We start from the raw sequence: 13492 nt of genomic DNA, 5'->3' as shown, positions 1-13492 counted from the left end.
CGTGATTGTGACCAATGATTTTGAGGTACGCGTAGGCGCCCGGACGCTTCTCGATGCCCCCGGACAGCATCTCCGCGTCCAGCCCGGCGACCGCATCGGGCTCGTGGGCCGCAATGGTGCGGGAAAGACCACGACCATGCGCATCTTGGCCGGCGAGACCGAGCCCTATGGCGGCACGGTGTCTCGCTCGGGTCCGATTGGCTACCTTCCGCAGGATTCGCGCGAAGGCAATATCGAACAAACCGCGCGCGAGCGCGTGCTTTCTGCCCGCGGGCTGGATGATATTAAACGGCGCATGGCCAAGCAGCAAGAGCTGATGGAGACGGCCACGGATGAGAAATTCCGCGATAAGGCCATCCGTAAATACTCCCGCTTGGAAGAACAATTTGACTCCTTGGGCGGCTATGAGGCCGACTCCGAATGCGCCCAAATCTGCGATAACCTAGGCCTGCCTCAGCGCGTTTTAGATCAAAAGCTCAAGACACTATCGGGTGGCCAACGCCGCCGCGTGGAGCTGGCGCAGATCCTTTTTGCAGCCAGCGAAGGCTCGGGTAAATCCCAGACCACGTTGCTCCTGGATGAGCCCACTAACCACCTGGATGCGGACTCCATTGTCTGGCTCCGCCAGTTCCTGTCCAAGCACGAGGGCGGACTGGTCATGATTTCCCACGATGTCGAGTTGCTCGAGGCCGTGTGCAATAAGGTCTGGTTCCTCGACGCGGTGCGCGGCGAGGCGGATGTCTACAACATGGGCTATAAGAAATACCTCGATGCCCGTGCTACCGATGAGGCCCGCCGGCGCCGCGAGCGCGCGAATGCGGAAAAGAAGGCCTCCGCGCTGCAAAAACAGGCCGCGAAATTGGGTGCCAAGGCCACCAAGGCCGCAGCGGCGAAGCAGATGCTAAACCGCGCCGAGCGCATGATGAATGACCTCGATGAGGTGCGCGTTGCGGATAAGGTAGCCAATATTAAATTCCCCGAGCCCGCCCCGTGCGGCAAGACGCCCATGAACGCCAAAGGCTTGACTAAGATGTACGGTTCGTTGGAGGTGTTCGCGGGCGTGGACCTGGCCATTGATAAGGGCTCCCGCGTCGTTGTCCTGGGGTATAACGGTGCCGGTAAGACCACTTTGCTCAAGCTCCTGGCGGGGGAGGAGCGCACCGATGGCGAGGGTGGCATCGTCAGTGGCCATGGTTTGCGCATTGGCTACTTTGCGCAGGAGCACGACAATATCCACCCGGATAAGAGCGTATGGGAAAACACCATCGAGGCCTGCCCCGATGCGGACCAGCAAGAGCTGCGCGGGCTGCTGGGAGCGTTCATGTTTTCCGGCGATAAACTGCAACAGCCTGCCGGAACGCTGTCTGGCGGTGAGAAAACCCGCCTGTCGCTGGCTACGTTGGTCTCCAGCCGTGCAAACGTGCTGCTTCTCGATGAGCCGACCAATAACCTCGACCCCATCTCTCGCGAGCAGGTGCTCGATGCACTCAATACCTACACGGGCGCGGTGGTCTTGGTAACCCACGATCCGGGCGCGGTGAAGGCGCTCGACCCTGAGCGGGTGATCATCATGCCGGATGGCGATGAAGACCTGTGGTCCGATGAGTACATGGAAATCGTCGAGCTGGCTTAAGCCTGATGAAGACGCTGATCGAGAGGATGCCCGCCTGGCGGGATAAGTTTTGGGTTATTCCCGCCGTAGCGGTAGCAGTGGCCGTCGTGGCGGCCGAAGGCATGCTGGCGATCGACCGCAACTTCGATCTGGCGCTCTCTCGACTTTATGACGGCAGCGCGGAAAGTGCCCAGGGCCTGCTCACCGCCGTTGCCACCGCCACGCTGTCTCTGGCCGGCACCCTGTTCTTTATCACCCTGACCGCGCTCTCCGGCGTGGTGACGGTGATGGGCCCCCGCCTATTGCACGAGTTTTTAAAGGACCGTTCCATCCAGTCCACGCTGGGGATCTACCTGGCGACTTTTACCTACTCGCTGCTCTCTCTGCGTGCCGTGCGCGCCGGCGGCGAGGGCAAGCAAGAACACGTTCCCTCGCTCAATGTCGCTGTCGACATCGCCTTGGCGCTTATATGCGTGGTCTTTTTGATTTATTTCATCGTCCACATCGCGCAGTCCATTAGCATGTCTCATGTAGTGCACGTGGTGGCCCAAGATGTGGAAGAGCACATGCGGCGCCTCATTGAGCGCGGCGAAGAAGAAAAGGTTGCAAAGGCACCAGGTTCGGATTTCTATGAATCCGCCGATGCAACCCGCAGCTCCCAAACGGGGTACCTGAAGTTCGTGGACTACGAGTCCATTGCCCAAGCGGCCGCCGAAGAAGAGTGCGCGGTTCACCTGGGTGTTGCCTCGGGCGATCTCGTGCTAGAAGGCGAGGTCATTGCCCACGGCGTGCCGCACATGCCGGAAAACATTGAAAAGCACATCGTGGTCACGCAGCACCGCGAGGATGCCTCTGCGCACGACCCTCGGTTTACTGCCCGGCACCTCGCGGAGATTGCTGCTCGCGCTCTCAGTACCGGCGTCAATGATCCTTATACGGTCATCGACATCATTGACCGCTTCACGCAAATCTTGGTGGTCATTGGGGACAAGCGCTTGCCGCAGGGGATTATGCATATCGATGGCGAGTTCCGCTTGGACTATCAAACCTTTAGCTACGAACAGATCATTGAGGCGATGTTCACCCAAATCCGCCGCGATGCGGCCGATAACGCCGAGATCTATCTGAGCCTGTTGAATAACCTGGCCAAGGTGGTCGCGCTGCTGCGGACCGTGGAACGCCGCAATGTCCTAGATGAAGCGGCGGAGGCCATCTACTCCGATGCGGGCCGCCAGGTCGGCGGCGAGGTGGAGTTGCGCCAGTTAGAAGATTCGTTTCAGCACTTCAAAGCAAACCTCGCCCGGTGGGAAGAATCCGAAAAGCCGGGCGAGGAGAATGAAGACTCCGAGTCCTAAGGGGAGCTTTGCGCGCTTGTCCTAGGCGCGCTTCTCCCCCTAGGTGTGGATTACTCCGCGCCTAGTTGCGGAATCCGTGCACCGGTGCGGGGATAAAGCCACCGCGGTTGATGAACTGCGAATTGCCCACCTGATTGACCGGGATGATCGGTGCGTAGCCCAAAAGCCCACCGAAGCTGACCTCGTCGCCCACCTTGGCGCCAGGTACCGGAATGACGCGCACGGCGGTGGTCTTATGATTCATCACGCCGATCGCGGCTTCATCCGCAATCATGCCGGAGATCGTGGCCGCAGAGGTATCGCCAGGCAGTGCGATCATGTCGAACCCGACCGAGCAGATGGAGGTCATGGCCTCCAACTTGTCCATGGAAATGGAGCCGGACTTTACGGCATCGATCATGCCCCTGTCCTCAGAGACCGGAATGAAGGAACCGGACAATCCGCCCACGCGCGAGCATGCCATCATGCCGCCCTTCTTGACGGCATCGTTAAGCAGCGCCAATGCCGCCGTCGTGCCGTGCGTGCCCACCTGATCGAGGCCCATGTGCTCGAGGATATGTGCCACGGAGTCGCCGAGTTCTGCCGTGGGGGCCAAGGAGAGGTCAATGATGCCGAAGGGAACGCCGAGGCGCTCGGAGGCCATATTGCCCACGAGCTGCCCGGCGCGGGTGATCTTGAAGGCCGCCTTCTTTACTTCCTCAGCCACCTGATCCAGGCTTGCGCCTTCCAAGGAGCCGAGGGCGCGGTCCACCACGCCGGGGCCGGAGACGCCAACGGAGACGACGCAGTCAGGCTCCTCGATGCCGTGGAAGGCGCCGGCCATAAACGGATTATCGCCCACGGAGTTGGCAAAGACGACGAGCTTGGCGCAGGCAATCGCGGAATTATCCTTGGTCAGCTCAGCGGCTTCCTTGATGACCTCGCCCATCTGCTTCGTCGCATCCATGTTGATGCCGGCGCGAGAGCTGGCGATATTGACCGAGGAGCACACTACGTCCGTCTCGGCCAAGGCTTCGGGGATGGAGGAAATGAGCTTTTGCTCTGCGCTCGTCGCACCCTTTTCTACCAGCGCGGAGTAGCCGCCGACGAAGTTAACGCCCACTTCCTTCGCGGCCTTATCCAGCGCCCGCGCGGCATCGACGGGGTTGCCGTCCAAGCCTGCGACAACGAGGGAAATGGGGGTGACGGAGATGCGCTTGTTGACGATCGGGATGCCGAGCTCACCTTCGATGCCCTCGCATACCTCAACCAAGCGGCCCGCTTGCTGCGTTACGCGGTCATAGATGGCCTGGCAGGTTGACTCCATGGTCGAGCGCGTGCATCCCAGCAGGGAAATGCCCATCGTCACGGTGCGGATATCGAGACGATAGTTTTCAATCATCTCGATGGTGTCCAAGATATTGGTGGTATTAAAACGCGTGCTCATGTTAAATCTCGTTCATGGCGGTAAAGAGGTCTTCGGACTGAATGCGGATGGACTGCTGCTTTTCCTCCGCAACCGGGCGCATCCGCTCCTTGATGGTCTGGATGGATACGGCATCCGCATCGAATTCAACGCGGAGGATCATGGTGAAATAGTCACCCATAATGGTCTGCGAGACATCAATGACGTTGATGTCCAGATCAGCAAGAGTCGTGGTCACTGCGGCAATGATTCCGGTGCTATCGGCACCGGTGACGGTCATAATGGCATACATAACCAGTATTCTATCTGGTTCGGTGGGCAACGCTCGCACCACGGTCGCGGCATGTTCTGGCACTGCTGAAAAGAACCGCTGCAGCATAAAAATCGCGCTGTTACCATGGGGCGCTATGGCTGATACCAAGAAAAAGGTTTTGTACATCGGTGGACACGGCAAGGTTGGCCTGCTGGCGGCTCCAAAATTAGCGGAAGCTGGCCACGAGGTTCACTCGCTTATCCGTAACCCAGACCAGAAGGCCGATATTGAGCAGGCCAACGCTACGCCGGTTATTGCAGATATTACCGAGCAGTCCGTTGACCAATGGGCCGAGCTATTCGCAGATTATGACGCAGTTGTATGGGGCGCCGGAAACGGCGGCCGTGGCGGCGCGGAACTGACGTGGGCCGTCGACCGCGACGGCGCATTGGCCGCCATCGAGGCCCTGGAAAAGCTGGGCAAAGACGTTCCTCAGTTCGTCATGATTTCTTATGTCGGCTCCCAGGTTGCGACGACCGATCCAGCCGATGAAAAGTGGTACGCCTATGTGGAGTCCAAGAAGGAAGTGGACAACCGCTTGGCCGATAGCTCTATCCCGCACATTATCCTGAAGCCTGCTGGCCTGACGGAGGAGCCTGCGCAGGGGCTGGAATTTGTTGAGGACAAGATGCTGCAGGAGGGCCAGACCTCTTCCCGCGACTTGGTGGCAGACGTCATCGTAGAAGTACTGGGCCGCGCGGAACTTCCGGAGTCTCCAGTCGTATTCGTTGACGGCGACAAGCCCGTAAGCTCCATCAAGTAATAGTCAACCAGGCTATCTATGAGTCTCTCGCGCCCAGCCGTCTTGCTCGACTGCGATCCAGGAATAGATGACTGCCTCGCCCTGATGTACCTGGCAGGACTGCATCACGCAGGCGAGATCGAATTGGTGGGCGTGAGCACGACTGCTGGAAACGTCGCGGTCCAGCAGACAGCCGCCAATGCACGGTGGATTTTGGATCTTTGTGGATTACCGGAGGTCCCCGTCGCCCCAGGGCGGCCGGACCCGCTTGAGGTCCAGCTGACCACGACACCTGAAACCCACGGGGAGTCCGGCTTGGGTTATCTTTCCGCGCCCAGGCACGACTTCGGCGATATGCAGTGGCAGGAGTTGTGGTCTACCGCCATTGCCCGCAACCCAGGTCTGCACCTCATCATTACTGGGCCGGTAACTAATTTGGCGGACTTCGAGCGGGAGCACGGCGATGCCGTCGCGCGGTGCGGCTCGCTTACCATCATGGGCGGTGCCGTTAATTACCGCGGTAATACGACGCCGACCGCGGAGTGGAATTTCTGGGTAGATCCCCACGCGGCAGCACGTCATTTTTCAGCCTCAGCAGAATTGAACAGTACGCTGTGCTCGCTCGAGGTCACCGAGCAATTTCTCATCACTCCAGAGCGCTTGGCAGAAATTCAAGGGCTTCTTGGTACACACCCAATGGCGGAAAAGCTGCCGGAGCTACTGCGGTTCTACTTCGAATTCCATCAAGCGCAAGAAGAAGGCTACCAAGCCCAGATCCATGACCTGCTGACCTGCATCATCGCGCTAAAGAAGGTGCCGTTCGAGGCGGTAGAAACGACTATTGACGTGGAAGCGGAATCTGCGCTGATGCGCGGGACCAGCGTCGCAGACCTCCGCAATCACTGGCGCCGGCCGGCTAATGCCTCGCTGGTGACCAGCGCGGATATTCCAGCCGCCCACCGTGAATTCGATAGGGCGTTGCGCGCATTGCGCGCGCGTGTTGCTCTAGGCGAATAAATCTTTTACCCTAATCCGCAGCGCATACGCCACATTTTTCCTACGCTGAGGTGACATAGGCTGGGACTACAAGAGCAGTGTGCCCCAATCTCTTTTTACACATTGATGGATTAGGAATACCTTATGCCTCAGCTTTCTCTTACCCCTGCCCGCCGGGGGATGGTCATCGCGGGTGCCGCGCTCGTCGTTGCCACCTGGATCTACTTGGTGCTTTTCCGCCCCACCGATTGGGAGTCCGTAGCGGGCTCCGCCGAAGCGTTGATCACCCTGGCCGGCTACCTCATCGGTGCGGCCTTGCTGCTCGCCGGCACCGTGCCATCCCTGCCGGCTCGCACCATCGCCATTATTCCCATCGCCTTGGTTCTCAACATCGTGGTGGGCCAAATCATTGGGTCGAGCGGCATTCCGCTGTATATCGACTCCGTGGGAACCATCCTGGTGGCGGCACTGGCAGGCCCCATTGCCGGGCTTGCTACCGGTACGCTGTCTTCAGTGGTCTGGGGATTGCTCAACCCGATGGCGCTCCCATTCGCCGCGGTGTCCGCTGCTACCGGCTTCCTTTCCGGCTGGGCCATCCAAAAGGGCGCGTTTAGCAAGATCTGGAAGGTCATCGTCAGCGGCGCCATCATCGGCATCATCTGCGGCATGCTCGCCGCGCCCGTGGCCGCGTTCGTCTACGGCGGTACGGCTGGTGTCGGTACCGGCGCGCTCACGTCCCTCTTCCGCGAACTCGGCAACTCCTTGATTGCGTCCGTGACGATGCAATCACTGATCTCTGACCCATTGGATAAGGCCGTTGTCTTCCTCATCGTGTGGGCTGCCGTGAAATCCTTGCCTAAGCGCACCCGGGAATCCTTGCAGCCTCGCTAATGTATCGCCTTCACCCGTCGACGGTCCTTACCATTGCTGCGTGCGGTTGGCTACTTATCCTTGCTGTCAATAGCCCACTAGCCTCTGCAGTGGTAGCTGGCGCAATGCTTGCCTATGGCGTGTGGGCCACGAGATCCTTTGCGATCGTCTTGGCCTCTGCAGCGCTCTGTGTTCCGGTGGCCTTATCGATGTTGGTGATCCACGCCCCCTATGGCGATAACCAACTGATTCCGCTCGTCACAAGCGATGGCCTGCTCATCGCCGCCACACTAGCCCTGCGCTTTTTCGCACTCATGGTGTGCTTCATCGTGGCGATGTCCGTACTGCGAATCTCCGATATTGCGAAATGGCTACAAGTCTCGCGCGCGGGGCACAAAATCGCCTACATCGTTGGTGCATCATTGCAGTCCTTACCGCAAGGTGCGCAAGCCTGGCGGACCGTCCGCGATGCCAACCAGCTGGCGGGAATCAAGGTGACGTGGCGCAATACCATTTCCCGGGTGGTCATCCCAGTAATTTCGTGCCTCCTGATCCAAGGCACCGAGCGCGGCCACGCCCTTGCCGCCGTGGGCTTTGATGAAGAGGGGACCAGGACCCTTTTGCGGCCGGTGCCGGATTCAAACTTGTCCCGCGTGCTGCGCTACATCGTTCCTCTGGGAACCATAGGAGTCATGGTCTTTGTATGGATATAGACGATATTCAGCCGAGTAAAGGTACCGTCGTCCAAGTACTTGTTCCTTCGGATGCCATCGCCGAAAACGTGGCGCAAGAGCTGGGCGAAAAATTCTCTACGTCTGCCATCATCGGTACTGACTCCTCCGCGCAGATGAGCTATTTGCGCGATACCTGCATCGAAGAAGTGGTCCTAGGATTAGAAAACCAAGGTGAGGACCCAGCCCGCATGCAGATGCGGGGAGAGGAAATGCTTGCGGCGGTGGGGCTTAGCGATTACGCGGAGAAAAACCCCACCCAGCTTTCTGGCGGTCAGACGCGGAGGCTCGCCGCTGCATGCGTCGCCATCCGCGAACCCGAGGTGCTCATTATGTGCGAGCCGAGCGCGGGGCTTGACCCCACATCGTCGGCGATGATGGTGCAGCTATTGCATTCGCTGCGCAATACCTGCGTTCTTGCCGTGTCATCCATGCACTGGCCCGAATTGGGCGGGGAAGTCGTAGGAGAGATCCCACAACCTGCCGCTATACACCTGCAATCGATTTCGGATTATGGGGCGCAAGAATACCTCGGGCCGCTTACTGCGCGCCGCGGACAAGAAAAGAAGCGCTGGTGGCAATCGGCGAAGCCTTCCGGCAATACCTTTAGCGTCGGACCGGTAACCATCCCCATTCGCGGCGGGGGCGTGACCTGGTTGCGCGGGGCAAACGGAACCGGAAAAACGTCGCTCCTGCGCGCCGCCGCCGGCCTTGATGGGGCACAGCGCCCAGCAGAGCCTCTGGGATTGGTCCTACAATCTCCTTATGACCAGGTAATATATTCCGCTTTGGGGGATTTTGTTCCCGATCCCGCGTTACGAGAGCTGCTGGAACTTGATGCCGATGAGCACCCATTGGATCTATCCGCTTCCCGGCTAAGGCTGGCCCAAACGGCACATGTGGTGGGGATGGGCCACGCCATCTTGCTCATGGATGAGCCGGATAGCTTGCTGTCCCTAACGGATCGAGCGCTGATGCATCAACTGATTCATAAGACGCTGGACTCAGGAACGGCAATCGTCCTTACGTGCCACGATCCAGGGTTCGTTGCAGAGATAGCGCAGTATGTCAGCGTCCAGGAAGTGGAGCTTTCCACTGCCGGCGGCTTGGCAGAGGGCACCGACTAACCGAGTCTGCGTTCAGCTGGCGCCTTCTCCTCCCAGTGAGAAAAGCGGAGTGACGAAAGCAGGGGTATTCCTATATAGTTTGTCAGTCTCGCGGATGGGGTTGACGGGGGTGGATCCTCAACTCGGGATTTTTAGGTGTGTTGTTTTGCACGCGACTGGTAGCCGACTGGGATTTTTCCCAGTCGGCTTGTTTCGTTGTTAGGGGTTAGGCTGCTGCGGCTTCCTTTGCTGGGGCGGGGTCGCGGTAATACTCGTGGTTTCGCATCATGGCGTAGAGGACGTTGATTCGTCTGCGGGCGAGTGCTACGACTGCGGCGTTGTGACGCTTGCCTTCCTTGCGCTTTCGTTCAAAGAATTGCGGGCCTAACCCCCGACGTGTCCACTTTCCGGGGTCAGGCCCCAAGAGCAACGTAATGGGCTCGGTTAGCGCTGTGGAGACCTAGAACTCCGAATGGATTGCTCCACCAGATCGAGGACACGCTCTAGGCCATCCGTATCCCCTAAGGCGAGCCTATTAATGAACCCATCCATGAAGGTTTCCAAATAGCACACCAGGGTATCTATATCGACATCGTCTCGCAGACGGCCTTGTTCCGCGTTGGAAGCGAGGCGGGCGCGGATAGCCTCGTCACGAATGGACTGGTGTTCTTTCCACCGAGCAGCAAACGATGGGTCCGTGCGCAAGAGGGAAGTGATCTCCAGACGCGTGGCAAGCCAATCGTGGCGTTCTGGGTGACGCAACATCTCCCGCATAACCTCGACGAGGCCGTTATTGGCCACTACTTCTGCCTGGCGTGCGGCATCCTCGCGGGCTAAAGAGAGGAATAAGGACTCCTTGTCCCCAAAGTGGTGGAATATGGCGCCGCGTGATTTCCCCGTGGCTTGTTCTAAGAGGCGGACAGTCGCGCCCTCATAGCCATGTTCGGCAAAGCACCGGCGAGCTCCGACGAGAATTTCGTGCCTGCGCCGATTTAACTCAGATTCACTCACGATTGGCATGGTGAGGTCGTCTCCTTTTAGGAATGTTTAATGCTTCAAGTTAAGTATGTTCTAAAACGAACATAGAACGACAACGAAGAAACGCGGGGCCGCAGAGCCCTCTACGGGAGAGAGCGGTGCGACCCCGCGTCTTCAAGCTCAGCGACGAGTACTAAGCCCAAGGGACTTAGTACTTTGTCGTCGCATCAAATGGCTTAGTTCTTCACCATCTGGCGCAGCACGTACTGCAGGATGCCGCCGTGGCGGAAGTACTCTGCCTCACCCGGGGTGTCGATACGTACGTTAGCGTCGAACTCGACGGCGTCGTCGGAGTCCTGCTTGGTAGCGGTGACGTGAACAGTCTTCGGGATGGAGCCGTCGTTGAATCCGGTGATGCCTTCGATGTCGAAGGTCTCCGTGCCGTCCAGACCCAGGGACTCGTGGGACTCGCCCTCAGGGAACTGCAGCGGGATAACGCCCATACCGATGAGGTTCGAGCGGTGGATGCGCTCGAAGGACTCGGTGATGACTGCCTTAACACCCAGGAGGTTGGTGCCCTTTGCAGCCCAGTCACGGGAAGAACCGGTGCCGTATTCCTTACCAGCGATAACGACCAGTGGGATGCCGGCTTCCTTGTAGTTCTCGCATGCATCGTAGATGTATGCCTGCGGTGCTCCCTCTTGGGTGAAGTCGCGGGTGTAACCACCGGTCTCATCCACCAGCTGGTTAGCCAGGCGGATGTTGGCGAAGGTACCGCGCATCATGACCTCGTGGTTACCGCGGCGGGAACCCAAGGAGTTGTAGTCAGAGCGGGACACGCCGTTCTCATCCAGGTACTGCGCGGCTGGGGTGCCCGGCTTGATGGCAGAAGCAGGGGAGATGTGGTCGGTGGTGACGGAATCGCCCAGCTTCGCAAGAACGCGAGCGCCCTTGATGTCCTCAACTGGGTCCGGTTCGGTCGGCATGCCCTCGAAGTACGGAGCCTTGCGGATGTAGGTGGAGTCCTCATCCCACTCGAAGGTCTCGCCCTCTGGAACATCCAGGTTGCGCCATGCGTCGTCGCCCTTGAAGACGTCGGCGTAGTCGGCCTCGTACATCTCGCGGGAGATGGCGGACTGGATGGTGTCCTCGATCTCCTGCGGGGTTGGCCAGATGTCCTTCAGGAAGACATCGTTGCCGTCTTCGTCCTGACCCAGCGGCTGGTTGTCGAAGTCGAAGTCCATGGTGCCGGCGATAGCGTAGGCGATAACCATGATTGGGGATGCCAAGTAGTTCATCTTGACGTCCGGGGAGATACGACCCTCGAAGTTGCGGTTACCGGACAGAACTGCGGTAGCTGCCAAGTCGTTCTCGTTGATAGCTGCAGAAACTTCCTCTGGCAGCGGGCCGGAGTTACCAATGCAGGTGGTGCAGCCGAAGCCGGACAGGTAGAAGCCCATAGCCTCGAGGTCCTTCCAGAGGTCTGCACGCTGGAAGTAGCCATCGACAACCTGGGAACCAGGTGCACAAATGGTCTTGACCCATGGCTTGGAGCGCAGGCCCTTTTCAGCGGCCTTACGTGCAATCAAACCTGCACCCACCATGACGGATGGGTTGGAGGTGTTGGTGCACGAGGTGATGGAGGCAATGGCCACCATGCCGTGGTCAAGGGTGTACTCGCCGCCGTTGTCAGGTTCAACGGTGATCGGGTTGGAGTGACGTCCCTTAGCGCCAACCGCGGCGGATTCGCCGTGGCCCTCGCGAGACTTGTTCAAGCCACCGGTGACATCATCGTCGCCAGGCGCGCCGCCTTCACCGGACATGCGCTTAGCCTCAACGGAGGAGTCGTCGACGCATACTTCGTCGGTGGTGTAGTTGGACAGATCCTTACGGAACTGCTCCTTGGCCTCCGAAAGAAGGATGCGGTCCTGCGGGCGCTTCGGGCCGGCGATGGACGGCTCAACGGTGGACAGGTCGAGCTCGATGTACTCGGAGTACTCCGGCTCCGGAGTGTCCTCTGCCAGCCACATGCCCTGGGCCTTGGCGTACTGCTCCACGCGGTCGATCTGCTCTTGCGGGCGACCGGTGAGCTCGAGGTACTTGGTGGTCTCTTCGTCGATGGGGAAGATGGCCGCGGTGGAACCGAATTCAGGCGACATGTTGCCGATGGTGGCGCGGTTAGCCAGCGGGACGGACTTAACGCCGTTGCCATAGAACTCTACGAACTTCTGGACAACGCCGTGCTCACGCAGCATCTCCGTAATGGTCAAGACGACGTCGGTTGCGGTAACGCCGGTCGGGATTTCGCCGGTCAGCTTGAAGCCGACGACCTTCGGGATGAGCATAGATACCGGCTGGCCGAGCATGGCAGCCTCTGCCTCGATGCCGCCAACGCCCCAACCCAGGATGCCCAGGCCGTTTTCCATGGTGGTGTGGGAATCGGTACCGATACAGGTATCCGGGTATGCAAGGCCCTCGTTGTCAAAGACAACGCGGGACAGGTACTCGATGTTGACCTGGTGGACAATACCGGTTCCCGGAGGAACAACGCGGAAGTTGGAGAAGTTCTCAGCACCCCAACGCAGGAACTGGTAGCGCTCTTCGTTGCGCTGGTACTCGATTTCGACGTTCTTCTCAAGAGCGTCGGTGGAACCAAAGGCCTCAACGATAACGGAGTGGTCAATAACCATCTCGGCAGGGTTCAGCGGGTTCACCTGGTCTGGCGTGCCGCCAAGAGCGGACACGGCCTCACGCATGGTTGCGAGGTCGACGACACAGGGAACGCCGGTGAAGTCCTGCATGAGGACGCGGGCCGGGGTGAACTGGATTTCAGTATCCGGCTCGGACTTTGGGTCCCAATTGGCAAGGGCCTTGATGTGGTCCTCGTTTACATTCTTGCCATCCTCATTGCGCAGCAGGTTTTCTGCCAGCACCTTGAGGGAGTACGGCAACTTCTCCATGCCAGGAACCGTGTTGATGTCGAAGTAGTCGTAAGACTTACCGTTGACATCAAGGGTCTTCTTGGCGTCGAAGGAGTTCAAGCTTTCAGTCACAGGGAGCTCCATTCCTTGTTGATAAACAGTGTGTTCTGTTTTGTACTCGCCGCCTGCTGGAGTTGCGGGATAAGCAAAAGGCGTGCGACCAATTGATGGTTGCGACGAAGCCATGGGGCCCGCAGTGCCAAAGACGGCAAAGAACGCGATGGTTCACCTATTTATTGTAGAGGTAAAAACCTTCCGTTGCTCTCATTGTAACGGGACAAGCGTTCTGTTTAAAGTTATTGGCGGCTCTCGGCGCGTTAACTGCGCGAACGGCCGCGGTAACCTTTATCTTTAGAAAAGATTGGCCCAGGCACAAGCGCAGTGCACAACCCCCGATCTCGGG

At 58.9% G+C, this 13492-nt stretch carries 11 protein-coding genes and 1 pseudogene; 7 read left to right on the top strand and 5 right to left on the bottom strand.

Annotated features, from left to right (window positions below; translation table 11 throughout):
* Nucleotide 1: 1 nt before the first annotated feature.
* Both EL217_RS06160 and EL217_RS06155 read left to right on the top strand, forming a co-directional pair.
* Entirely contained in the window at nucleotides 2-1633 is a 1632-nt protein-coding gene (locus tag EL217_RS06160; RefSeq protein WP_023030716.1) for an ABC-F family ATP-binding cassette domain-containing protein, read from the top strand.
* Nucleotides 1634-1638: 5 nt separating this feature from the next.
* On the top strand, nucleotides 1639-2967 hold the full coding sequence (locus EL217_RS06155) for a DUF2254 domain-containing protein (protein ID WP_126319071.1): 1329 nt from the start codon (nucleotides 1639-1641) through the stop codon (nucleotides 2965-2967).
* A gap of 61 nt (nucleotides 2968-3028) precedes the next feature.
* Here EL217_RS06155 and EL217_RS06150 read toward each other — a convergent pair whose 3' ends face one another.
* Entirely contained in the window at nucleotides 3029-4393 is a 1365-nt protein-coding gene (locus EL217_RS06150; RefSeq protein ID WP_023017471.1) for a PFL family protein, read from the bottom strand.
* Nucleotide 4394: 1 nt separating this feature from the next.
* A complete protein-coding gene (locus EL217_RS06145) occupies nucleotides 4395-4664 on the bottom strand; it encodes an ACT domain-containing protein (RefSeq protein WP_034654051.1) in 270 nt (89 codons plus the stop codon).
* 115 nt (nucleotides 4665-4779) lie between these two features.
* On the opposite strand from EL217_RS06145, the gene EL217_RS06140 reads away from it, so the two are divergent.
* The 5 genes from EL217_RS06140 to EL217_RS06120 all read left to right on the top strand — a co-directional run bounded on the left by EL217_RS06140 (nucleotide 4780) and on the right by EL217_RS06120 (nucleotide 9151).
* The gene (locus tag EL217_RS06140) at nucleotides 4780-5448 is read left to right on the top strand and encodes an NAD(P)-binding oxidoreductase (RefSeq protein ID WP_126319070.1); all 669 of its coding nucleotides are present in this window, start codon (nucleotides 4780-4782) and stop codon (nucleotides 5446-5448) included.
* An 18-nt stretch (nucleotides 5449-5466) separates the two neighbouring features.
* The gene (locus EL217_RS06135) at nucleotides 5467-6444 is read left to right on the top strand and encodes a nucleoside hydrolase (protein WP_126319068.1); all 978 of its coding nucleotides are present in this window, start codon (nucleotides 5467-5469) and stop codon (nucleotides 6442-6444) included.
* 123 nt (nucleotides 6445-6567) lie between these two features.
* Nucleotides 6568-7314, top strand: a complete 747-nt coding sequence (locus EL217_RS06130; RefSeq protein ID WP_126319066.1) for an ECF transporter S component — start codon at nucleotides 6568-6570, stop codon at nucleotides 7312-7314.
* Complete coding sequence (locus EL217_RS06125; RefSeq protein ID WP_232018213.1) at nucleotides 7314-8006, top strand: energy-coupling factor transporter transmembrane component T family protein; 693 nt, start codon at nucleotides 7314-7316, stop codon at nucleotides 8004-8006. Before EL217_RS06130 ends, EL217_RS06125 begins: the two co-directional genes overlap by 1 nt.
* Nucleotides 7997-9151 (top strand): ATP-binding cassette domain-containing protein, encoded by a 1155-nt coding sequence (locus tag EL217_RS06120; RefSeq protein ID WP_126319064.1) that lies wholly within the window; start codon nucleotides 7997-7999, stop codon nucleotides 9149-9151. Before EL217_RS06125 ends, EL217_RS06120 begins: the two co-directional genes overlap by 10 nt.
* Before the next feature lie 205 nt (nucleotides 9152-9356).
* Here EL217_RS06120 and EL217_RS06115 read toward each other — a convergent pair.
* The 3 genes and pseudogenes from EL217_RS06115 to can form a co-directional block, all read right to left on the bottom strand.
* A pseudogene (locus EL217_RS06115) lies at nucleotides 9357-9494 on the bottom strand (IS110 family transposase); the annotation flags it as partial.
* Nucleotides 9495-9574: 80 nt separating this feature from the next.
* Entirely contained in the window at nucleotides 9575-10150 is a 576-nt protein-coding gene (locus EL217_RS06110; RefSeq protein WP_005279159.1) for a TetR/AcrR family transcriptional regulator, read from the bottom strand.
* Between the two features lie 194 nt (nucleotides 10151-10344).
* On the bottom strand, nucleotides 10345-13161 hold the full coding sequence (can, locus tag EL217_RS06105) for an aconitate hydratase (RefSeq protein ID WP_023017477.1): 2817 nt from the start codon (nucleotides 13159-13161) through the stop codon (nucleotides 10345-10347).
* Nucleotides 13162-13492 lie beyond the last annotated feature (331 nt).

The sequence above is a fragment of the Corynebacterium segmentosum genome, assembly GCF_900637825.1.
Lineage (GTDB): Bacteria > Actinomycetota > Actinomycetes > Mycobacteriales > Mycobacteriaceae > Corynebacterium > Corynebacterium accolens.
The sequence above is the reverse complement of the archived record's forward strand: the minus strand, read 5'-3'. Positions and strand labels throughout refer to the sequence as shown.

Coding starts and splice junctions, on each gene's coding strand:
- EL217_RS06120 (WP_126319064.1), top strand. CDS start 7,997: ATGGATATAGACGATATTCAGCCGAGTAAAGGTACCGTCGTCCAAGTA.
- EL217_RS06110 (WP_005279159.1), bottom strand. CDS start 10,150: ATGCCAATCGTGAGTGAATCTGAGTTAAATCGGCGCAGGCACGAAATT.
- EL217_RS06145 (WP_034654051.1), bottom strand. CDS start 4,664: ATGTATGCCATTATGACCGTCACCGGTGCCGATAGCACCGGAATCATT.
- EL217_RS06125 (WP_232018213.1), top strand. CDS start 7,314: ATGTATCGCCTTCACCCGTCGACGGTCCTTACCATTGCTGCGTGCGGT.
- EL217_RS06150 (WP_023017471.1), bottom strand. CDS start 4,393: ATGAGCACGCGTTTTAATACCACCAATATCTTGGACACCATCGAGATG.
- EL217_RS06130 (WP_126319066.1), top strand. CDS start 6,568: ATGCCTCAGCTTTCTCTTACCCCTGCCCGCCGGGGGATGGTCATCGCG.
- EL217_RS06140 (WP_126319070.1), top strand. CDS start 4,780: ATGGCTGATACCAAGAAAAAGGTTTTGTACATCGGTGGACACGGCAAG.
- EL217_RS06155 (WP_126319071.1), top strand. CDS start 1,639: ATGAAGACGCTGATCGAGAGGATGCCCGCCTGGCGGGATAAGTTTTGG.
- EL217_RS06135 (WP_126319068.1), top strand. CDS start 5,467: ATGAGTCTCTCGCGCCCAGCCGTCTTGCTCGACTGCGATCCAGGAATA.